Below are 20,475 nucleotides of genomic sequence, written 5' to 3'. Positions count from 1 at the left end.
GACGCAGATTCGCCTGAAGTTCAATGAACAAGATTTCAAGGGACCGAAACGGAGGAACCCTATGACGCGGACCATAGATTTTATTTACGATTTTTGCAGCCCGAACGCGTTTCTCGCCCATAAAATGCTCCCCGATCTTGCCGAGCGCTATGACGTAAGCATTACTTATGTTCCTGTCCTGTTGCCTGCGGTGTTCAAAGCGACGCATAACCAAAGCCCGTTTCAGGCATATTCCGAAAACCGCCAGAAAACGGCCTATTTGACGCATGATCTGCATAGGTTTGCCCGCCGTCGTGGGCTGAGCTTTCATATGAGCCCGCATTTTCCGATCAATACCAAACTTGCCATGCGAGGCGCGTGTTTTGCTAATGGAAAACCTTGGGAAGTCAAATATATAAACGCGATTTTTGATGCTATTTGGGTACATGGTCAGAAGGCGGACGAGATCGGTGTCCTAACGGATATTCTGAACGAAAACGACTTGCCCGTCCGCAAAATTCGCGAAGCCATGACAAGTCCCGACGTTAAACTGAAACTGAAAGAGAAAACTAAATCGTCGGTTCGGCGTGGCGTGTTTGGGGTTCCCAGCATGTTCACCGGGGCCGAATTGTTTTTTGGAAAGAACAGTCTGCCAAACCTTGAAGTTGAGCTTTCAAGGCAAGATAGTGACATAAAAACAGCTTGATAGGTCGTCACTCTAATGTGGACTCAAGAGCTTTCAGGCCGTGCTGGGCGAATATAGGAACATATGCGCCAAAAGCCTTTGCGCGGTCGGGGTCTGACGCATTCCCATCCAGCGCGCGTTTGTAGACACCCTGTAGAATGCCCGCCATACGAAAGAAATTGAAGCCCAGATAAAAGCCGAAATTGTCTATGCCATCCAGGCCTCGACGTTTGCAGTATTGGGCAATGAATGCCTCATCGCTGGGCAGGCCCAGGCTCTTTCGATCCACACCCGCCAGCCCCCGGCCCTGTTTTCCCGGCGGCAACTGCCATTGCATGATTACTGCGGCCAGATCCGCATAAGGGTGACCGATCGTCGACAGTTCCCAATCCAGCACTCCGATACATTCCGCCCGGTTCGGCGCAAACATCAGGTTGTCGATGCGGTAATCCCCATGCACCAGCGTGCACTGCCCGTCATCGGCCGGTACCGAGGTCTCTAGCGCTGAAGCCAGCGCATCCATATCCGCAATGGCCGAGGTCTCGGACGCTCGGTATTGCTTGGTCCAGCGAGCGATCTGACGCTCGTAATAGTTGCCAACCGGCCCATAGTCAGACAGGCCAACGGCATCGATATCCACCATATGCAGCTGGGCAAGAACCCTGTTCATCTCGTCAATGATGGCGGCGCGAGTTTCGTTGCTTTCTTTGGGCAGGGTTGGGTCGGGAAACACCCTGCCCTGCAAACGCTCCATCACATAAAAGGCCGAGCCGATGACGCTGTCATCTTCACACAGCAGATACATCTTGGGCACCGGAACCTCGCTTCCGGCAAGGGCGCTTTGAACCCGAAATTCGCGATCAACGGCATGTGCCGATTTCAGCAATTTTCCGGCGGGTTTTCGGCGCAGCACATAGGTTTTCTCTGGCGTGCGTAACTCAAACGTCGGGTTGGATTGCCCCACGTCAAATTTCCTGGCCTCCAATGGCCCGTTGTAGCCGGAAAGATGCGCTTTCAGATACGTATCTACGGCTGCCAGATCCAGATTAGTTTCGGTTTTCATTGGCTGTCTTCCCGTCACAGGGCCTCGGCAAAGATGTTTCCGGCGGTCACAACGTTGATCCCACCCGAAACCGGGATCACTGCGCCTGTCACATAGCTGCCGCCGCGACCGCACAGGAACAACATACAGCCTGCGATATCCTCGTCCCGTCCGACGCGACCCAGAGGTACAGACTTGCCAACCCGTTCTCTGGTATCCTCATCGGCTGTCGCAAAGGCCGTCATGCGCGACACAAACGGTCCCGGAGCGAGTGCGTTCACCGTGATGTGGTACGGTGAAAGTTCCTTGGCCAAGACCCTGGTCAGATGCAAAACCGCAGCCTTTGAGGCCGAATAGCTGTAGGCCCCATCGCCCATAGGGACTTCACCCATGACTGACCCCACATTGACAATGCGCGCCGGGTCTTCGGCGGTGCCTGATTTCATTAGCATTGGCAAAAGCCGCTGGGTTAGTTCGAATATCCCTGTCACGTTGACAGACATGACCTTTTCCCATGCATCGTAGGGAAACTGCCCCAAAGGGGCACCCCAGGACACCCCCGAGTTGTTCATCAGGATGTCCAGTTTGTCCGTACGCGCGTGAATGTCAGAGACCAGCTTGCATATACCGGCTGCGCTGCCAATGTCACCGGCAAAGCCTTCGGCGCTGCCCGGCGCGTCCAGCGCGTTCAGTTCTGCGGCGACCGTGGCACAGGCGTCTCCTTTTCTTGAGGCAATGAGCACGCGCGCGCCGGCCCGTACCAGCGCCTCGGCTGCCATGCGGCCAATACCTGTCGCTCCACCTGTTACCAAAGCGGTTTTGCCGTGAAGCGAAAAGAGGGTGTCGGGGGTCATTTTGTGCTCCTCAGTTTCTTTGGCACCAGTTCATCGTGATACATATTGCGTTCCTCTTGCCGTTGCGGCAGGCGTTGGACCGTAGCGTTGACAAAAAACCATGCTGCACCAAAACTTCCTCGACACAAAGTACAGGCAGATCAGAGGCGGTATGCAAGCATTACTCAGCGTCGCACCGGGTGGTCCCGAAACCCTGGAGCTTACGACCCTACCCGACCCGAAACCGGGCAAAGGTCAGCTTTTGATCGGTGTGAAAGCAGCGGGCGTGAATTTTCCGGACACGTTGATTATCCGCGATCTGTACCAGATGAAGCCGCCACGGCCCTTTGCTCCGGGCGGTGAAATTGCGGGTGAAGTTCTGGCTGTGGGCGAAGGCGTCAATGGATTTAAGCCAGGCGACCGTGTTTTGGCCCTAACCGGGCATGGTGGGTTTTCGACCCATGTCACACTCAAGGCGGACACTGCAATCCGAATTCCTGATGCGATGCCCTATGAAGATGCCGCCTGTTTCATTTTCACCTACGGCACGTCCTACCACGCGTTGAAGGATCGGGCGGAGATTCAACCCGGTGAAACCCTGTTGGTACTGGGTGCCGCCGGAGGTGTGGGGTCAGCCGCCATTGAACTGGGCAAAGCCATGGGTGCCAGGGTGATCGCAGCCGTTTCATCACCTGAAAAGGCCGAATTCTGTAGCCAGATTGGTGCCGATGACGTGGTGATTTACCCGCGCGACATGGACAGGGATGCACAAAGAGCCTTCTCAACCGAAGTTAAGAAACTCGCAGGTTCTGACGGCGTTGACGTCGTCTACGACGCCGTTGGGGGTGCGCTGGCCGAACCGTCCCTGCGCAGCATGGCTTGGAACGGTCGTTACCTTGTCGTCGGTTTCCCAGCGGGCATTCCGCGGATTCCCTTGAATCTGGCCCTTTTGAAAGGATGTCAGATCGTTGGTGTGTTTTGGGGCGCGTCAGTATTCCGCGACCCGATCGGCCATGCTGACAACGTCAAGAACCTGTTCGATCTGAACACAGCCGGGAAAATCAAACCGCGGATTAGCGCCCGGTTCCCGCTTGCCCGCGCGCACGAGGCGCTTGAACAATTGTCGCAACGATCCGTTCTGGGAAAAATCGTTGTCACCATGGAGGAAAATTGAGGCCGGGAACAAAATGGCGGCCCGATTCCCACACCGGTTTTTCGACTGTACTCGATCCGGCAAAGGCAGGTAGACAACCCAACCTCAAGGCGTCTATGTACCATTAATGGGGATCGTGAAGACATGCACAACGTTTTGGTATTGAATGGCCCAAACCTCAACCTGCTTGGCACACGGCAGCCCGAGGTTTACGGCAGCACCACTCTGAAGATGATCGAGGACGAGTGCCAGCGACATGGCGCGTCCATTGGCCTAGAAGTCTCGCATCTGCAATCCAACCATGAGGGTGTGTTAATTGATGCGATCCACGGCGCACGCGGTGTGCAGGATGGCCTTGTGATCAATGCGGGGGCGTTCACACACACGTCGGTTGCGCTGATGGATGCCATCGCGTCAGTTGAACTGCCGGTTGTCGAAGTTCACCTATCCAACATCCATGCAAGGGAAGCATTCCGTCACAAGTCCTATATCGCGCCTGTCGTTCTGGGGCAGATCTGTGGATTTGGCGCCCAAGGTTATGTTCTTGCACTGGACGCACTGGCCGCCCATCTGAAAGCAGGTGATACGGCATGACCCTCAGGGAATATCTGCGATTTGTCAGCTATGCCAAAACCCTGGAAGACCTGTGGGATGCGCATTGCCGACAAATGGCGGAATACGGGCTTGATCGTTTAATCTACGGCCATACGCAATACAGGACGGCAACCTCATTGGGCGATCCAGAGGATTTTGTCATCCTGACCAATCATAACCGCGCCTATGTGGACGGTTTCATCAAGGACGGTTTGTATTTTCACGCCCCCATGTTGAAATGGGCGCTGGACAATGAAGGCGCCGCCAGCTGGAGAATGTTGCTGGACATGCACTCTCGCGGGTCGATGACCGATAAAGAGCGCGAGGTTTTCGAGTTCAACAAGTCCATGGGTGTTGTTTCTGGTTACACCATCAGCTTCAACTCAGTCTCGGTGCGCTCCAAAGGGGCGATTTCCTTGTCCGCCAAGGAAGGGATGAGCCAGGAAGACATTGACGCAATCTGGCAGGAGCACGGCGAAGACATTCTTTTGATGAACAACGTTGCGCATCTGAAGATCCTGACGTTGCCTTTCAACCCTCCGAACCGTGCCCTGACAAAGCGTCAGCGCGAGGCTTTGCAATGGGTCGGTGACGGCAAAACCACGCAGGACATAGCCCTGCTGATGGGCCTGACAGCGGCAACTGTCGAAAAGCATCTTCGACTCGCCCGTGAGGCGTTGTCGGTTGAAACGACGGCTCAGGCTGTTTTAAAGGCATCTTTGCATAATCAGATGTTCATTATGGAAGTTTAGGAGTGTTTTTGTGATGCCATCCAGCGTCAGTTTACCCTAGGTAAGGAAATCACTACTTTTCAAATCTAACCTAAAAGTTGCAAAGTGAGAGTGTTCCGTGAGTGGTGGCTTTAGCCAGGGAACATTCGATTGGATCTTTGCGATTTCAAAGCTCTCCAATCACTCTGACAAGGGGGCGCCTATTCGTCCGCGTACCTGTGTCGGAATTTTGGGGGGCCTCGACCATCCCCATCATGCGGGGCCCTCCAATCCTTCACTTCTTTGCGAATTCTATGATGTGCCACTAACAAAAAAGGGCTACGCAATGCGTAACCCTTTCATTTTGTTCAGCAAGGCCCCAGTCGGAGCCGTTCTTTAGCCCTGAGCGGCTTTTGCGACTTCGGCAGCGAAGTCTTCTTTTTCCACAACGATGCCTTCGCCAACCTCCAAGCGAACGAAGCCGGTGATGGTTGCGCCTGCTTCTTTTGCAGCGGCTTCAACGGTCAGATCAGGGTTCACAACGAATTGCTGGCTCAGCAATGTCGATTCGGCGACGAATTTCTTCATGCGGCCTTCGATCATCTTCTCGATCACCTGCTCCGGCTTGCCGGATTCGCGGGCGATGTCCATCTGAACCTGCTTCTCCTTCTCGACAATTGCCGGGTCCATGTCGGCCTCAGATAGGGCAGCCGGGTTCACAGCGGCGATGTGCATCGCAACCTGCTTGCCGATAGCCTCATCACCACCCGACAGTGCAACCAGCACACCGATTTTGCCCATGCCGTTGGTCGCAGCGTTGTGCACATAAGACACAACAGTGTCGCCAGACAGTTTGGCCATTCGGCGCACCGACATGTTTTCGCCAATGGTGGCGATCTTGTCGGTCAGGGTATCGGCAACGCTTTTGCCGCCCAGATCAGCCGCCATCAGCGTGTCAATACCGTCCACGCCTTCAGCCGCGTTTGCGATCTTGCCGACCATTTCCTGAAACTCAGCGTTTTTCGCAACGAAGTCGGTTTCCGAATTCACTTCGACAGCAACGCCGTTGCCACCGCTGACGTGAACAGCAACCAAACCCTCTGCCGCGGTACGACCAGATTTTTTGGCTGCTTTGGCCAGGCCTTTGGTACGCAGCCAGTCAACGGCGTCGTCCATGTTGCCGCCGGTTTCGGTCAGCGCTTTTTTTGCGTCCATCATGCCTGCGCCGGTCGAGTCGCGCAGTTCTTTAACCATTGCTGCTGTGATTGCCATCTTTTGGCTCTCCTCAATTCAAACGGAATTGGGGCAGGTCATACCCTGCCCCATATGTCATTTACGTGACGGGCAGCTTACGCTTCGGCAGGGGCTTCTGCGGCTTCTTGCGCAAGAGCTTCTTCAACCGGAGCTTCTTCGAATGCGCCTAGGTCTACGCCTGCTGCGCCCATCTGTGCGGTCATGCCGTCCAGAGCGGCGCGTGCGACCAGATCGCAGTACAGAGCGATTGCGCGTGCTGCGTCGTCGTTGCCGGGGATGATGTAGTCAACGCCATCGGGCGAGCAGTTGGTGTCGACAACAGCCACAACCGGAATACCCAGTTTGTTGGCTTCTGCGATGGCCAATGCTTCTTTCTTGACGTCGATGACGAACAGCAGGTCCGGAACGCCGCCCATTTCGCGGATACCACCTAGCGACGCCTGAAGTTTGCCCTGGTCACGTTCCATGCCCAGACGCTCTTTCTTGGTCAGGCCTTCTGCGCCCGATTCCATGGCTTCGTCGATCTGGTTCAGACGGTTGATCGACTGGGAAACGGTTTTCCAGTTGGTCAGCGTGCCGCCCAGCCAACGGTGGTTCATGTAGTACTGAGCCGACTTTTCAGCCGCTTCAGCGATCGGGCCAGCGGCCTGACGCTTGGTACCAACAAACAGAATGCGGCCACCCTTTGCGACGGTGTCACGAACAGCCTGCAAAGCCTGATCCAGCATCGGAACGGTCTGGGTCAGGTCCATGATGTGGATACCATTGCGCGAGCCGTAGATGAACGGGCCCATGCGGGGGTTCCAACGCTGTGTCTGGTGACCAAAGTGAACGCCAGCTTCCAGCAGCTGACGCATGGTGAACTCGGGAAGAGCCATGCTATGTTTTCCTTTTCCGGTTTACGCCTGGGCGGGGGTGAAAGAAGCGAACGCTCCAACCGGCGGTCTTGATGAGGATGTCTCCCTCAAAAAGGCCAAACCCCGCCTGCGGGTTTGAATGGCGCGCGTATAAGGCAGGTTTGCGCGCTACGCAAGGCCCAATCGCCCTTATTTTTCAAGCTGCGCCAATGCGTGCGCATGCCTGACAGCGTCTTCACAATGGGCGGCCAGAGCCTTGCGGTTTTCAAAGTCGCTGACCCGCGCTGGCGCATGATAGATTAGTTCAACAGTTCCTTGCCGACGTGCGCCAAGGGTCTTCAGCAAATGCGGCCCGAACTCCATATCCCCCCACCAGCCATAAAAGCGTTTTGGCTGGCCTTTGGGCGCGTGAAACACCACGGAAACGGGTTGGATATACATGAAATCACGCAATTCATCCGCGAAGAACGCAGCGAAAAGCGTTGTTTTAAAAGGTAAAATTCGAAGTCCATCTGTTGAGGTGCCTTCGGGGAAGAACAACAGTTTGTGACCCACCTTCAGGCGGGTTTCAAAAAGTTTGGTTTGTTCCTTGGCTTTCTTGCGATCCCGTTCGATGAACAGGGTTCCGGTCGCACGGGCCAGCCAGCCGATACCGGGCCATTTGGCGACTTCTGCCTTGGAAACAAAATAGACCCTCTTGCGCGCGTTCAGAGCAAAAATATCCAGCCAGGATGTGTGGTTTGCCACCACTGCCCCCCTCTCTTTCATCAGCGCGCCTGATGTGCGAAACCCGATGCCAAGAATTCGAAACGCGTTGCGGCAGACAAACTGCGTGATGAACGGCGTGACAGGTCGCCGGACGCCGAAAAACGGATACTCTATCAAGCGAACAGTCAGAAGGATGATCAGGCCACCAAAGACAAGGGCCGCTAGCGGTACTCCACGCAGAATGGCCAGAACCCATCCAATAAAGCCCAGCTCGATCGGGTCGGGCGCGTCTTCACTATTCCAGAGCGGGTCGTTCACAGCGTCACGCCCCGCCATAAATTCGACGCTGCCGTTCATTCATGCGCGTCGTGTCGAGGATCAGGCAAACATCCGTTGTGTTGAAGGTGTGGTCGATAAAGGCACCCTCGCCCACGAAACCACCCAAGCGCAGGTAGGCTTTGATCAATGCTGGCACCTGAACCATGGCGGCGCGGCGGTCCAAAGCCTCTGGTTTCACAAGGTCCATCGACTGAAAAACATCGGGCTGCGCCCGTACGCGCAACTCTGGCGGAGCCAGATGGTTGTGGTGAAGCATCGACAAGGGTTGCGCCAATGTGGCCACGTTTGTTCCGTGAAAACTCGCAACGCCGAACAAGACTTCAATTTCACGTTCCGCTACATAAGCGGCCAAACCGTTCCACAGGTGGTACATTGCCGTACCCCCACGGTAGTCGGGATGCAGGCACGACCGTCCCAACTCCAACAGTTTGCGCCCACTGTTCTTGAGAACGGTCAGATCATATTCATCTTCGGAATAGAATTGCCCCAGTTCCGCAGCACGTTCGCCCGGTAACATCCTGTAGACGCCAATAATTTCGCCGGTGTGATCATCATACGCCAACATATGATCGAAATACGGGTCGAAACGGTCTTTCTCGAGGCCAGCATCGTGATCAACCATCTCTCCGCCGCCCCCCAACTCACGCACGAAGACGTCATAGCGCAGGCGTTGAGCTGCTTGCAGGTCGGCTTCGGTCTCGGCCAGTTTTACGGTGAAAGAAGGGCCAGTATCCGGCATATGGGGTGATCCGTGTTCTATTGGCTGCTGATACCGCAGTTATTCGGCCAAAGGCAACAAGCCCCGCTTCGGTCAGCGCTGTTAACATTTCCTAAACCACTTTCACGGATCAAAGACCGGCATCAGGGCGATGCGCGTACCGTCGATCACCACTTTCCCCTGCTCGCGAAAGTTCACGGTGATCTTGCCTGCAATGTTGGACTGAACCTGTCCGACGCCCCATTCGGGAAAATCCGGGTGGCGGACGAACATGCCCGGTGCAAGTATAGCATTCATGTCTGTCATAGGGGCCTCCGGGACGTGCGGCAGATACAGTCGGAGGTACGCATGGGCGAGAGCAACGTCAACCTGGCCGAATTGATCGGTTCGCGGATTTGCCATGATCTGATCAGCCCGATCGGGGCGATCACCAACGGGCTTGAGCTGTTGGATATGGTGGGCTCCGTACAGGGGCCCGAGATGGAGCTGATCTCGGGCAGCGTCGGAAGTGCCGGGGCACGTATTCGCTTTTTCCGTGTTGCCTTTGGCTCGAGCAGTGATCACCCGCTTGGTCGGGCCGAAGTAACCGAACTGCTGAAAGATATCGAGCGTGCGGGGCGGATACGGGTCAATTGGAACCTGACCGGGCCAGTGCCCCGTAATCAGGTCAAACTGGCCTTTCTGGCGCTTATGTGCTGTGAAAGCGCCATGCCGCTTGGCGGCGCGGTCGAGATCGTTAATCAGGGCAACAAGTGGATCGTGACCGGGGTTGCAGACAGGTTGAATGTCGATGGTGATCTTTGGAAGAACGTCGTGACAGGTCGTTTTCCCACCAAAATCACGCCCGCGCACGTTCAATTCGCGTTGCTGCCTGAAACGGCGGCTGCGATGGGTCGGCGGATTGCCGTTGAAACCTCGGCAACCCGCGTGTCACTTCGGTTTTAAGCCCGGATCGTTCCGTTCCCGCGTACGAGATATTTGAAACTGGTCAATTGCGCCGCCCCGACCGGCCCGCGCGCGTGCATCTTGCCCGTCGCGATTCCGATTTCTGCCCCCATGCCAAATTCACCGCCATCCGCAAACTGGGTCGAGGCATTATGCATCAGGATTGCGCTGTCGAGACGCTCAAAGAAACGGGCTGCTGCTGCGTCATCCTCGGTCATGATGCAATCAGTGTGGTTTGAGCCGTATTGCTGAATATGAGCAATCGCAGCGTCGATATCGGCAACGGGCTTCGCAGCGATCACGTTGTCGAGGAACTCTTTTCCCCAGTCATCCGCCGTAGCAGCAACTGTACTCTCTCCAGCGAGAACACCATCGGCGTGAACCTCGACACCTGACTGGACCAGTGCCGCAACGACGTCACGCCCCAGTGTGTCGGCGATATCCTGATGAACCAGCAAGCATTCAGCGGCTCCGCAAATACCAGTGCGGCGGGTCTTGGCATTCAGTACCACTTCCAGCGTTTTCTGCGGATCAGCAGCCTTGTCGACGTAAATGTGCACGATGCCTTCGAGATGAGCAAAGACCGGCACACGGGCCTCTCGTTGTACAAGGCCCACCAGTCCCTTGCCACCGCGTGGAACGATGACGTCGACATAGTCGGTCAGCGTCAGCAACTCCTGCACTGCAGCGCGGTCGCGTGTGGGCACCAGTTGGATGGCGTCTTCGGGCAGGTTCGCGGCCTTCAGCCCTTCGACCAGACAGGCATGGATCGCGGCTGAGGAATGAAAGCTCTCGGATCCGCCGCGCAGGATTACCGCATTGCCCGATTTCAGACACAGCGCCCCGGCATCCGCAGTCACGTTGGGTCGGCTTTCGTAGATCACGCCAATAACCCCTAACGGTGTCCGGACGCGTTGGATGTTAAGGCCCGTGGGCATATTCCATTCTGACAAAACCTCACCCACCGGGTCGGCCTGATCTGCGACGGTTCTCAGCCCGTCGACCATGCCCTGAATACGCGCCTCATCAAGCATCAGGCGATCCATCATTGCGGGGCTCAGACCCTTGTCTCGGCCGAATTCCAGATCTTTTTGATTGGCTGCGATGATCCGTGCCCGATTGGCCCAAACCGCATCTGCGGCTGCAATCAGCGCTGCGTGCTTTCGTTCAGCTGTTGCGAAAGCCAGTTCACGCGAAGCGGCTTTGGCACGTTTCCCAAGATCTTCCATCAGAGCAGGAATGCTGTCGAAGTCTTTCATATCGCGTGCCTTTCAGATCATCTTATTGAAAGTTAAAGGGCCAGGTCGTCCCGGTGGATGAGGGCTGCGCGGCCTGGATAGCCCAGCGTCGCTTCAATCTCAGAAGACTTACGCCCCTTGATCGCATCGGCTTCCTGCGCCGTATACCGGCTGATCCCCTGAGCCAGACGACGGGACTCCAGATCAAGGATGGCGACAGGATCGCCACGACCGAAATCTCCGGTCACTTCCACAATCCCGGCAGGTAGCAGGCTTTTGCCATTGGCCAGTGCCTTGGCCGCCCCCTCGTCCACTGTGATCTCACCCCGAGGTTTCATTGCCGAAATCCAGCGTTTGCGGGCTGCATGTGGATCCAATGTCGCAGTAAACCATGTGGAATTGGCACCGTTTTCGAGCATTTTCAAAGGGTTAAGAACCGACCCTTCAGTAATTGCCATGGCGCAACCACCAGCGGTTGCCATCTTGGCCGCCAACAGCTTTGTCTTCATCCCACCTTTGGATAGGCCCGATCCCGCATCACCAGCCATGGCTTCAATCTCGGGTGTGATCCTGTCGATTGTCTCGAAGCGCGTCGCGGAGGAATCTTCTTTTGGATTACCGGAATAGAAACCATCCACATCCGACAGCAGAATCAGTTGGTCGGCCCCTACTGTCACGGCGATTTGCGCGGCCAGGCGGTCATTGTCGCCATAACGGATTTCGTCCGTTGCAACCGTGTCGTTTTCATTGACGATCGGTACGACGCCTAACCCCAGCAGAGTTTCCAAGGTCGCGCGTGAGTTCAGATACCTGCGGCGATCTTCGCTGTCTTCAAGCGTCACCAGAACCTGCGCTGTAGTGATCCCATGGGGTGCCAACGCCTCTTCGTAGGCGCGTGCAAGCCGGATTTGCCCAACCGCAGCAGCAGCCTGCGACTGTTCCAAAGGCAGTGCCGCCATCGGCAGGCCCAATACTCCGCGGCCAAGTGCAATCGAACCGGATGAAACAAGGATCACATCTTTCCCCTGCCCCTTGAGCCAGGAAACATCTTGCGCCAACGACAGCAGCCAGTCAGACCGCAGCAGGCCAGTATCGCGATCAACCAGCAAAGCCGACCCGATTTTTACCACCAGACGGCGTGCCGAGGTCAGGGTAGCCAAGGCTGTGCCTCCTCAGCGGGTTTCTGACGCACACGGTTGTCGTCAATCTGGCTGCGCAGCGCCCGCAGAACTTCGGTTACACCCAGATGCGCCACACCGGACATCGTCATGACGGGGCCGCCCACGGCCTCCTCAAGCTCTGCGACGGCAAGGGCACGTTCTTCGTCATCCAGCGCGTCAATCTTGTTCAGAACAGTGATCCTGGGCTTTTCAGCCAGCTCGCCGCCATAGGCTTCCAACTCGTGAATGATCGTGCGGTAATCATCGGCGACCGTCGCAGAGGTGCCGTCGACCAGATGCAACAACACGGCACAGCGTTCCACGTGACCCAGAAAACGGTCACCAACGCCACGGCCTTCATGAGCACCTTCGATCAGGCCCGGGATATCGGCCACAACAAATTCGACGTTGTCCACGCCGACAACGCCAAGATTGGGGTGCAGCGTGGTAAACGGATAGTCGGCAATCTTGGGCCGCGCATTCGACGTGGCCGCCAGAAAGGTCGACTTGCCTGCATTCGGCATACCCAAAAGACCCACATCGGCGATCAGCTTGAGCCGCAGCCAGATTGTGCGGTCAATCCCCGCCTGCCCCGAATTGGCGCGGCGCGGGGCCTGATTTGTGGCAGATTTGAAATGCAGGTTGCCAAACCCGCCATTGCCGCCCTTGGCCAGCAGAACACGTTGCCCGACTTCGGTCAGGTCGCAGATGACGGTTTCTTCGTCTTCGTCCAGGATTTCAGTGCCAACCGGCACACGCAGAACGATATCGTCCCCATCCTTGCCGGTGCGTTGCTGCCCCCGGCCCGGTTGCCCGTTTTTGGCGAAGAAGTGCTGCTGATAGCGGAAGTCGATCAGGGTGTTCAGCCCATCCACAACTTCGGCCCAGACAGACCCGCCTTTGCCGCCGTCCCCGCCATCGGGGCCGCCGTATTCTATAAACTTTTCGCGTCTGAAGCTGACGCAGCCGCTACCGCCGGCCCCGGACCGGATGTAGACCTTTGCGAGATCGAGAAATTTCATGTGTGTCCCCTACTGCAAAGGCCCCATCGGCCACAAGTCAGAGTTTTTTACTGTATGTCCAGGTGGGCACATTCGCATCGCGTGCCACCGAATAGCTTTCCGCATCGCCCAGATACTGGAACCCACAATGGGTCAGGACCCGGGCCGAGGCCGGATTATCCTGAAACACACTGGCGAACATCGTCGCGTTCTCCAGCGGGTTGGCGTTAACAAGTGCTTCGACAGCCATCGAGGCAATGCCCGTGTTCCAATAGATCGGCGCGACCCAATAGCCGACTTCGGACTGATTCCGGTCAAGTCGTTTCAGCGAAATCACACCGATCAGTTCCGGACCTCCGTCCTTGGTGGCATCCATGACCCAGACGTCTTCATCCCGGTTGTCGGCCATCGAACGGGTTACAAAGGCTTCGATCGATCCGGGGGCCAGTGGATGTGCAATACTGGTGGTCATCCGCGCCACGCGCTCATCACCTGCATAATGCTCGATAAGGCCCATGTCCGACCGGCGCAGGGGGCGCAGATCGAACCGCTCGGTTTCAATGACCGGCTGATTAATTATTGTCTCAAGCTTCATTGGTGTGTTCCTCCTCCGAACAACACGAATAGTACGGACGCGACCGTAAGACCCGCCAACGTCCACATCAGATATTTTTCCGCCGGGCGACCTTCAACCGCATGCGCGATTCTATCCCCGGCAAAAGTCCAAATCGGGTGCAAAACGATCTGGCAGATCAACAAACTAAGAGCGATCGTGAGCGTTGCATCAAAGCTGGACGTCCCCGCCGCGACAAAGCCGGTAAAACCCGCAACAATCATGGCCCAGGCTTTTGGGTTCAGCGGATGCACGATCAACCCCGCCCAGAATCCCGGAACATCACCGACCGCATTTTCGCGCGACAATCGCAAATTCGCGATCTTCCACGCCAGCCAGCAAATATATGCAGCCGAAGCATATTTCAGCGCCGCGAAGACTGTCGGAACCTGTTCCGCCAGTTGCAGCAGGCCAAAGCCTACGGGCCAGATAATCAGCTGCTTGCCAAGCACGACACCGGCCACAAAAGGCAATGCGGCGCGAAACCCATAGCGCGCACCTGTTCCCAGCAGGACCATGTTGGCCGGCCCTGGCGTGCCGACCTGAGAGGCGGCAAATATCAGGAAACTGGTGGTTGCGACTGTCATTGGTTCTTTCGATCACGACTGCGTTAAAACGAGAAAGGGGACCGGCACTTTGTGCCGGTCCCCCATGAATTTTCTTAAACCTTCTGGGTCTCGGCTTACTCTGCGGCCTCCGCCACTGGCAGGACCGAAATAAAGGTGCGGTTTTTAAGTCCCTTGTGGAACTTCACGGCGCCATCGACAGTTGCAAAGATGGTGTGATCTTTGCCAATGCCTACGCCTTCGCCCGGCCAGAACTTGGTGCCGCGCTGACGCACGATGATGTTGCCTGCGATAGCGGCCTGGCCACCATACAGTTTTACGCCAAGGCGACGACCAGCTGAGTCGCGACCGTTACGGGAGGAACCGCCAGCTTTTTTATGTGCCATTCTCTCTCTCCTTAGCCTTTAGCCAATTCTTTGGCTTGCTCAACCCATTCGGGTTTCACTTTGACCGTTTCGATAGCAGCAATCTGCTCATCCGACAAGGCGGCCAGAGCGGCAAAGCTCGCGATACCGGCCTCAACCAGCTTCTTGGCGGCGGCAGGGCCGACACCGTTCAGTTGGGTCAGATCGTCAGCAGCGGCAGCAGCGGGTGCTTCAGCCTTGGCTATTGCTTTCTTGGCAGGCTTTGCAGCAGGTGCCGCTTCGCCAGCCGGAGCTGAACCGGTTGCGGCTTTGATGCCCGATTTGTCAGCGCCCGACGCCAGAATGTCGGTGATTTTGACCAGTGTCAGTTTCTGACGGTGGCCAACGGTACGCTTCGAGCTGTGCTTACGACGGCGCTTGACGAACTTGATGACCTTGTCACCTTTGATCTGTTCGATCACTTCGGCCTGAACGCCTGCGCCTGCAACGAATGGTGCGCCAACAACCGGAGCGTCACCGCCCAGCATCAGAACATCGTTGAATTGAACTTTTTCACCTGCGTCGGCAGCCAGCTTTTCAACGCGGAGGATATCGCCCGCCTGAACCTTGTACTGCTTGCCGCCAGTCTTGAGGACCGCAAACATGCGTCTTTCCTTTTCTAACCCGCGTTCTGTGGTCCCCTTTGCGGGTGTTTTGGCCCCAAGAAACTTGAAAGCCACCTCGAACAGCGCGCCCTTTTCGGGCTGTGTGAATGACCCCTGACAATGTCATGCAGGCCATATAATAATGATACCCGGCGCGGAAAACCGGCCGGGATGCGCGCTTATCCATAGAATGCAGGCAAAAGTCAACACCAAAGCGGCGTTAAAGATCGGACGCCCTCAGCGCCTGTGCAACCGCCTGCCCCAGGCGATAGGAAATATCATTGAACATGCGGTCAAAGCCGTCAAACACGGCGTCATTCAGGGCCCGTCCCGTTTCGGTTCTTGAAAACGCGATATTTTCGCGCATCTGAGCCTCGTCCAACGGGCGGTAGGCCATAAGAAGAAACGAGAAAAGCCACTCTTCGGTGTCCTCGCTCCGACTGTCCTTCTGCAACAAAAGCTCGGCCAGCAGTTCCTGATCGTCGGTCCGCGCATCAACATCAAGACCCCGAAAGAAGCTGTAGTCTGACGTCAATGCCCCCTGAACATTCTTTTCAATCAGGTTATTTGCCTCGATATATTCCTTGACCAAAGCGAACTGAGCGGTGCTGCGTTCTGCGGATTTATAGGCTTCTCGGGCCATGTCTTCGATTGCCTGATCCGACATGGCGCGCCGGGCCGAATTTTCCAGCGTTACGATGGTCTGGCCAAGATCGCTTTCAAAAAACAAGATGGCCTGATCAAGCTGAACATCGGACATGCCCGCCACGAAGGCGTCCGTCAAATGTTTCCGCATCCAAAGGGGATCGTAGATACGATTGACCTGCGCCTCGAAATAAGCGCCGCCCTTGTTGTCCAAAAAGGTATCATCAAGAGTCTCGCGATGGCCCTGCCCCTCGTGAACAAGGATTTCCATCACCTGCGTCAGACGCATGGCTTTTGCCAGTCGGTCGACTTTTCCATCGGCATACAGCGGCAGTGCCCAACTCAGAGCGACCACAAATGCCAGAACTACGCGCTGCATCAAATGTCCTGTGCCGGGTGCAATTCGGCCATCCGTGCGGCAAGAACCTCGAACCTCATGGCCATGATCTCATATTGGATGGCGTTCAACAGCTCGTAGACTTCCTGCATCAGCGGATGTTCCAGCGCGTCAACATATGTATCCACATCAGCGTCGGAAAAACCTTGATAGGTGTAAGCCGCACCGGCCAGATTAGACAGTTGCAGCGACTGGCGCATTGCCGGTTCATTTTGCTTCATCAATTCGCGCAGTTCATCCCCGCCCAACTGCAGCTCGATGACCCCCGATGCGCTGGCCGCCAGAAGGAAACGCACCTGAATTTCCTGCAAGGCACGCAGTGCCGTGCCTGTGGAATCAATCGCGTTGTTCATGCGTTTAAAACTTTCGACCCGTTTCGATCCGCTCTTGATCAGGTCAGAGATAATCCTTTGACCTGCCAATTGCTTGACGTCATCGTCTTCTTGCATGTGTGAGGCATTCTCGGCCTCGACCAGACGTTGCCCCAGATCAGACGCGTAAAACTCGACAGCGTGTGCCAGGGCCTCGTCGCTTAGAGTCTGCTCCAGAATGGAAACAGCGGTGTCGTGCATTGCATCGACTTCAAAAACCTCGTCCGTCAAACGGGTCCAGTCCGAGCCGAACCCCTCTGGGTCAACACCCAACATCTGCGGCGCGGATCGTGAGCTCAGGGCGATGCTTTCAAGAGCCACGTCAAACCCGGTTGTGGTCAGAAAGGCCTCGATCCGATCTCGGTTCGCTGCGGAAAGCTCCAGGGGAACCAGAACAAGTGCCAGAAACGGGGCGAGAAACCAAATGGCGATGCGGTGTGCAAACTGTGTCATAGCAATCAGAGTAGGTGTTTTACGCTGGCAGGCAACGGAAAATCCCGGCATTCACGATTTCCGGAATTTTCTGCTTGCACCCCCGTTCGTTCCTGACTAAATCCCCCCTCACAGACCCCCGCGGAGAGGTGCCGGAGTGGTCGAACGGGGCGGTCTCGAAAACCGTTGTGGGTGCAAGCCCACCCAGGGTTCGAATCCCTGTCTCTCCGCCACAATTCCAATATCGAAAGCCGTTAGAAAACGTCTTCCGGTCGGATCTGGGTTCTCAGCAAAATTGCAAGTGGTCCGTTGTCAGAAACTGTAGTGGCTTAGGTCACCCGGCGTGTTCTTGCCGTGAAATCGGGTGCAATCAGCGTAGCCCGGCTCAAACCTCTATTCTGCTGAGAATTCACAGGAATTCCCCTTTGTATATCCGCTACATTTAACGCATCCCGGCGACACATTTTCCAAAGGAGACACACATGTCGCGTATTCTCATCCTCCTCATCATCGCCGCTGTCGGTGTTGGTGGTTACTACTATCTCAACCAGTCCGAACAAACCCCGGCTGAACAAGTGCAATCCGCAACGCAGGAGGCGGGCGATGCAGTGGCTGATGCCGCGGCAACCGCTCAGGAAGCTGCGACTGACGCGCTTGAAGACGCAACAGAACAGGCCAGCGAGGCAGCTTCATCCTTGACCGAACAGGCTCAGGAAGCCGCGTCGTCGGTTGCCGATCAAGCCAGCGAGGCGGCTTCTTCTGTCGCGGAACAAGCATCCGAGGCAGCACAGCAAGCCGGTGATCAGGTGGCGGCGCTGGCGGGTCAGGGACAGGAATTGCTGAACTCCTGGATTCAGGAAGGCAAGCTGGATCCCACCAATTTCGACTATGAAGGCATCATGACCTCGATTCAGGACAGCACATTGGCCACGGATCTGAAAGAACAGGCGATCAAGATCGTAGATGACATTAAAGAGTCGCCTGAAACCATCGCCTTGAAGATTCAGGAACTGACCGCGCTGTTGACGCAGCAATAACAAAGAAGGGGCCGGTAGCCCGTTCCCGGCCCCTACCCCTCACGCCTATTTTTCGGGCGTGCCCTTACGTTATCGTTTCTCTGAATTGACCCAGTGTGCGGCATTTGATTGGCTGCTCCGACACGATATCCGCGCTCAATGTCACCAGTCGGCAGTTTCCTGTTTAGACAGGTGTGCGCTTTGAACACGCCATCTAGAGGATGATCCCATGACTGACCTGCCCAAAACAATGAAAGCTGCTATCCTGAAACACGGCGGGTACTCGGACACTTCGACCGGACCAGTCATCGAGGATGCGGCTGATTGGCTTGAAGCAGCGGAACTGCCCGTTCCCAATCCCGGCCCCGGTCAGGTATTGATCCGCCTGCGCGCGTCGTCGGTCAATCCGTCCGACCTCCACTTTATCAAGGGTGAATATGGCCAGCCGCGTGTCAAAGGTGCCGCGGCCGGATTCGAAGGCTGTGGCGACGTCGTTGCAACCGGAAAAGGTGCCGAGGCGCTGAAGGGGCTGCGTGTCGCTTTCGTGGCCGCTGGATCCGGTGCCTGGGCGGAATACATAGTGACGCAGATGCAAATGTGCATCCCCTTGCGTCCGGATATTTCAGATGATGACGGGGCCGCGCAAATCGTCAACCCGCTTACCGCGATGGCGATGGTGGACATGGCAAGGGAAGACGGCGATGCATTTGTGATATCCGCTGCGTCCAGCCAGTTGGGAAAACTGATGTGCAGCCTCGGGCGTGATCTGGGGTTGAAACCCATCGCGCTGGTGCGCCGGGCCGAGACAGTCGAAATGCTGAAAAGTCTTGGAGCAGCCGAAGTGCTTGTGACGTCCGATCCTGAAGTCGTCGAGAAGTTTGCCGCGATAAGCGCCACGCTGAAACCTCGGGTCTTCCTTGATGCGGTGACGGATCAACTGTCCGAGAAACTGTTCTGCACCATGCCAAACCGGGCGCGCTGGGTCAGCTACGGCAAACTTTCGACCCAAGCGCCAACGCTTTCTCAGACAGGTCAGCTGATCTTCATGGGCAAACGGATCGAAGGTTTCTGGCTGACGCAATGGATGATGTCGACGCCGCCCGCTGACCAGGTGCGGGTTGTGGCCGAAGTTCAGGCCCGCTTTGCCGATGGTCGCTGGAAAACGGATGTTTCCGAACACCTTACGCTTGAAAATCTTGTGCCGAATCTGGCTGACGCGCTGAAAAAGAGTGACGGAAAGGTGATTATCACCCCATAGTAGAACTCACCTGCGTTACCGGAGGATATACGCGGGCGGAACAAGACGCTGGAACACCGGTGGAGGGAGGACAGTGTGGATAACGCGCAGCTGCTGATTAGCGGGCTGGCGAACGGGTGTGTCTACGGCCTGATCGCGCTTGGCTTTGTTCTGATCTACAAGGCTTCCGAAGCGGTTAACTTTGCGCAGGGCGATTTCATGATGCTGGGCGCATTTGTGACCATCGGCCTGACAAATACCGAATATATGGGGTTGCCGTTCTGGCTCGCTCTGCCGGTATCATTGGGAATAATGGCCGCGCTCGGTTATCTTCTGGATCGCCTGATCATTCGCCGCCTGTTTGGTGAAAGCCAGACCTCCGTTGTCATACTGACCATTGCTTTGGGCTTTGTGATCCGTTTCATTGCCGGTTTGATCTGGGGGCACGAGCCGCAAACGCTGCAAAACCCGCTTGCGGGCAAAGAAGTGCGTATGGGCGGTCTTGTTCTGGGGATGGAAGATGTCGCGATAATCGTCGTCACGGTGCTGCTGACATGGGCACTCTATGTTTTCTTTAGCCGCACCAAAATGGGGCTGGCGATGCAGGGCGCCTCGCAAAACCAGCTGGCAGCATATTACATGGGCATTCCCGTCAGGCGTGTTCAGGGATGGGTCTGGGCTCTGGCCGGAAGTGTTGCGGGAATTGCCGGAATTCTCTTTGCTGCAAAAGGTGCTGTGGATCCGACAACCGGATTGCTGGGTATCAAGGCGTTTGCCGCCGCCGTTATCGGCGGGTTCGGCAGTTTGCCGGGTGCATTGGCCGGAGGGCTGATTGTCGGTGTTATCGAACCCTTCGCCAGCCGGTACATTGCGGCAGGTTATAGCCAGGTCGCGCCATACGCTTTGCTGCTTGCCGTCCTGATCTTCCGACCAAACGGGCTGTTCAGTCAGGTCCGGGTCAAGAAAGTCTGAG

At 56.2% G+C, this 20,475-nt stretch carries 24 protein-coding genes and 1 tRNA gene; 9 read left to right on the top strand and 16 right to left on the bottom strand.

What is annotated here, in order from left to right:
* The coding region (locus AC2FLZ_RS11555; protein WP_496882191.1) for a 2-hydroxychromene-2-carboxylate isomerase at window positions 1-685 on the top strand (685 nt) is incomplete at its 5' end.
* Window positions 686-692: 7 nt separating this feature from the next.
* On the opposite strand, the gene AC2FLZ_RS11550 is transcribed toward AC2FLZ_RS11555, so the two are convergent.
* Together AC2FLZ_RS11550 and AC2FLZ_RS11545 are read right to left on the bottom strand one after the other, a co-directional pair.
* Complete coding sequence (locus tag AC2FLZ_RS11550; RefSeq protein ID WP_480517020.1) at window positions 693-1,727, bottom strand: phosphotransferase family protein; 1,035 nt, start codon at window positions 1,725-1,727, stop codon at window positions 693-695.
* 14 nt (window positions 1,728-1,741) lie between these two features.
* Window positions 1,742-2,560 (bottom strand): SDR family oxidoreductase, encoded by an 819-nt coding sequence (locus AC2FLZ_RS11545; protein WP_496714221.1) that lies wholly within the window; start codon window positions 2,558-2,560, stop codon window positions 1,742-1,744.
* Window positions 2,561-2,711: 151 nt separating this feature from the next.
* Between AC2FLZ_RS11545 and AC2FLZ_RS11540 the strand changes: the two genes are divergently transcribed.
* From AC2FLZ_RS11540 to AC2FLZ_RS11530, 3 genes are all read left to right on the top strand, one after another.
* Window positions 2,712-3,713, top strand: coding sequence for an NADPH:quinone oxidoreductase family protein (locus AC2FLZ_RS11540; protein WP_496808509.1), 1,002 nt, complete (start codon window positions 2,712-2,714; stop codon window positions 3,711-3,713).
* Between the two features lie 123 nt (window positions 3,714-3,836).
* The gene (gene aroQ, locus AC2FLZ_RS11535; protein WP_496882190.1) at window positions 3,837-4,286 is read left to right on the top strand and encodes a type II 3-dehydroquinate dehydratase; all 450 of its coding nucleotides are present in this window, start codon (window positions 3,837-3,839) and stop codon (window positions 4,284-4,286) included.
* Window positions 4,283-5,038 carry an autoinducer binding domain-containing protein gene (locus AC2FLZ_RS11530; RefSeq protein ID WP_480493168.1) on the top strand — a complete coding sequence of 252 codons (756 nt, stop codon included), beginning with the start codon at window positions 4,283-4,285 and terminating at the stop codon, window positions 5,036-5,038. The genes aroQ and AC2FLZ_RS11530 overlap by 4 nt, the downstream gene beginning before the upstream one ends.
* 354 nt (window positions 5,039-5,392) lie before the next feature.
* Here AC2FLZ_RS11530 and tsf read toward each other — a convergent pair whose 3' ends face one another.
* The 5 genes from tsf to AC2FLZ_RS11505 all read right to left on the bottom strand — a co-directional run bounded on the left by tsf (window position 5,393) and on the right by AC2FLZ_RS11505 (window position 9,178).
* Window positions 5,393-6,268 carry a translation elongation factor Ts gene (tsf, locus tag AC2FLZ_RS11525; RefSeq protein WP_480517012.1) on the bottom strand — a complete coding sequence of 292 codons (876 nt, stop codon included), beginning with the start codon at window positions 6,266-6,268 and terminating at the stop codon, window positions 5,393-5,395.
* A 77-nt stretch (window positions 6,269-6,345) separates the two neighbouring features.
* On the bottom strand, window positions 6,346-7,128 hold the full coding sequence (gene rpsB, locus AC2FLZ_RS11520; RefSeq protein WP_480553493.1) for a 30S ribosomal protein S2: 783 nt from the start codon (window positions 7,126-7,128) through the stop codon (window positions 6,346-6,348).
* A 168-nt stretch (window positions 7,129-7,296) separates the two neighbouring features.
* Window positions 7,297-8,172: a lyso-ornithine lipid O-acyltransferase gene (gene olsA, locus AC2FLZ_RS11515; protein ID WP_480517010.1), complete on the bottom strand. Its 876-nt coding sequence runs from the start codon at window positions 8,170-8,172 to the stop codon at window positions 7,297-7,299.
* A complete protein-coding gene (gene olsB / locus AC2FLZ_RS11510) occupies window positions 8,138-8,893 on the bottom strand; it encodes an L-ornithine N(alpha)-acyltransferase (RefSeq protein WP_480517008.1) in 756 nt (251 codons plus the stop codon). The genes olsA and olsB overlap by 35 nt, the downstream gene beginning before the upstream one ends.
* A gap of 102 nt (window positions 8,894-8,995) precedes the next feature.
* A complete protein-coding gene (locus AC2FLZ_RS11505) occupies window positions 8,996-9,178 on the bottom strand; it encodes a DUF3553 domain-containing protein (protein ID WP_050602459.1) in 183 nt (60 codons plus the stop codon).
* Window positions 9,179-9,220: 42 nt separating this feature from the next.
* Between AC2FLZ_RS11505 and AC2FLZ_RS11500 the strand changes: the two genes are divergently transcribed.
* Window positions 9,221-9,817, top strand: coding sequence for a histidine phosphotransferase family protein (locus AC2FLZ_RS11500; protein WP_496714215.1), 597 nt, complete (start codon window positions 9,221-9,223; stop codon window positions 9,815-9,817).
* Here AC2FLZ_RS11500 and AC2FLZ_RS11495 read toward each other — a convergent pair.
* The 9 genes from AC2FLZ_RS11495 to AC2FLZ_RS11455 all read right to left on the bottom strand — a co-directional run bounded on the left by AC2FLZ_RS11495 (window position 9,814) and on the right by AC2FLZ_RS11455 (window position 17,270).
* Window positions 9,814-11,076, bottom strand: a complete 1,263-nt coding sequence (locus AC2FLZ_RS11495) for a glutamate-5-semialdehyde dehydrogenase (RefSeq protein ID WP_480517004.1) — start codon at window positions 11,074-11,076, stop codon at window positions 9,814-9,816. The genes AC2FLZ_RS11500 and AC2FLZ_RS11495 overlap by 4 nt on opposite strands.
* A gap of 32 nt (window positions 11,077-11,108) precedes the next feature.
* Window positions 11,109-12,215 carry a glutamate 5-kinase gene (gene proB, locus AC2FLZ_RS11490; protein ID WP_480472734.1) on the bottom strand — a complete coding sequence of 369 codons (1,107 nt, stop codon included), beginning with the start codon at window positions 12,213-12,215 and terminating at the stop codon, window positions 11,109-11,111.
* A complete protein-coding gene (obgE, locus tag AC2FLZ_RS11485; protein WP_496882189.1) occupies window positions 12,203-13,237 on the bottom strand; it encodes a GTPase ObgE in 1,035 nt (344 codons plus the stop codon). The genes proB and obgE overlap by 13 nt, the downstream gene beginning before the upstream one ends.
* Before the next feature lie 37 nt (window positions 13,238-13,274).
* Window positions 13,275-13,811 (bottom strand): GNAT family N-acetyltransferase, encoded by a 537-nt coding sequence (locus AC2FLZ_RS11480; protein WP_480472732.1) that lies wholly within the window; start codon window positions 13,809-13,811, stop codon window positions 13,275-13,277.
* Window positions 13,808-14,416, bottom strand: a complete 609-nt coding sequence (locus tag AC2FLZ_RS11475; RefSeq protein ID WP_480472730.1) for a LysE family translocator — start codon at window positions 14,414-14,416, stop codon at window positions 13,808-13,810. Before AC2FLZ_RS11475 ends, AC2FLZ_RS11480 begins: the two co-directional genes overlap by 4 nt.
* Window positions 14,417-14,511: 95 nt before the next feature.
* Complete coding sequence (rpmA, locus tag AC2FLZ_RS11470) at window positions 14,512-14,781, bottom strand: 50S ribosomal protein L27 (protein WP_050602452.1); 270 nt, start codon at window positions 14,779-14,781, stop codon at window positions 14,512-14,514.
* A gap of 11 nt (window positions 14,782-14,792) precedes the next feature.
* Window positions 14,793-15,404, bottom strand: coding sequence for a 50S ribosomal protein L21 (locus AC2FLZ_RS11465; RefSeq protein WP_496714212.1), 612 nt, complete (start codon window positions 15,402-15,404; stop codon window positions 14,793-14,795).
* A gap of 220 nt (window positions 15,405-15,624) precedes the next feature.
* Window positions 15,625-16,428, bottom strand: a complete 804-nt coding sequence (locus AC2FLZ_RS11460; protein ID WP_480472726.1) for a DUF2059 domain-containing protein — start codon at window positions 16,426-16,428, stop codon at window positions 15,625-15,627.
* Window positions 16,428-17,270 (bottom strand): DUF2059 domain-containing protein, encoded by an 843-nt coding sequence (locus AC2FLZ_RS11455; RefSeq protein WP_496882188.1) that lies wholly within the window; start codon window positions 17,268-17,270, stop codon window positions 16,428-16,430. The genes AC2FLZ_RS11460 and AC2FLZ_RS11455 overlap by 1 nt, the downstream gene beginning before the upstream one ends.
* 122 nt (window positions 17,271-17,392) lie before the next feature.
* On the opposite strand from AC2FLZ_RS11455, the gene AC2FLZ_RS11450 reads away from it, so the two are divergent.
* The 4 genes from AC2FLZ_RS11450 (at window position 17,393) to AC2FLZ_RS11435 (ending at window position 20,474) form a co-directional block, all read left to right on the top strand.
* A tRNA-Ser gene (locus AC2FLZ_RS11450) sits at window positions 17,393-17,482 on the top strand.
* A 249-nt stretch (window positions 17,483-17,731) separates the two neighbouring features.
* Window positions 17,732-18,286 carry a hypothetical protein gene (locus AC2FLZ_RS11445; RefSeq protein ID WP_480553481.1) on the top strand — a complete coding sequence of 185 codons (555 nt, stop codon included), beginning with the start codon at window positions 17,732-17,734 and terminating at the stop codon, window positions 18,284-18,286.
* Window positions 18,287-18,494: 208 nt separating this feature from the next.
* Complete coding sequence (locus AC2FLZ_RS11440; protein ID WP_480603636.1) at window positions 18,495-19,523, top strand: alcohol dehydrogenase catalytic domain-containing protein; 1,029 nt, start codon at window positions 18,495-18,497, stop codon at window positions 19,521-19,523.
* Window positions 19,524-19,598: 75 nt separating this feature from the next.
* Window positions 19,599-20,474 carry a branched-chain amino acid ABC transporter permease gene (locus AC2FLZ_RS11435; RefSeq protein ID WP_496882187.1) on the top strand — a complete coding sequence of 292 codons (876 nt, stop codon included), beginning with the start codon at window positions 19,599-19,601 and terminating at the stop codon, window positions 20,472-20,474.
* The last annotated feature ends 1 nt before the right edge of the window (window position 20,475 follow it).

This window comes from Ruegeria sp. YKSF131, assembly GCF_059612645.1.
This window is presented reverse-complemented; position numbering and strand designations above follow the sequence as displayed.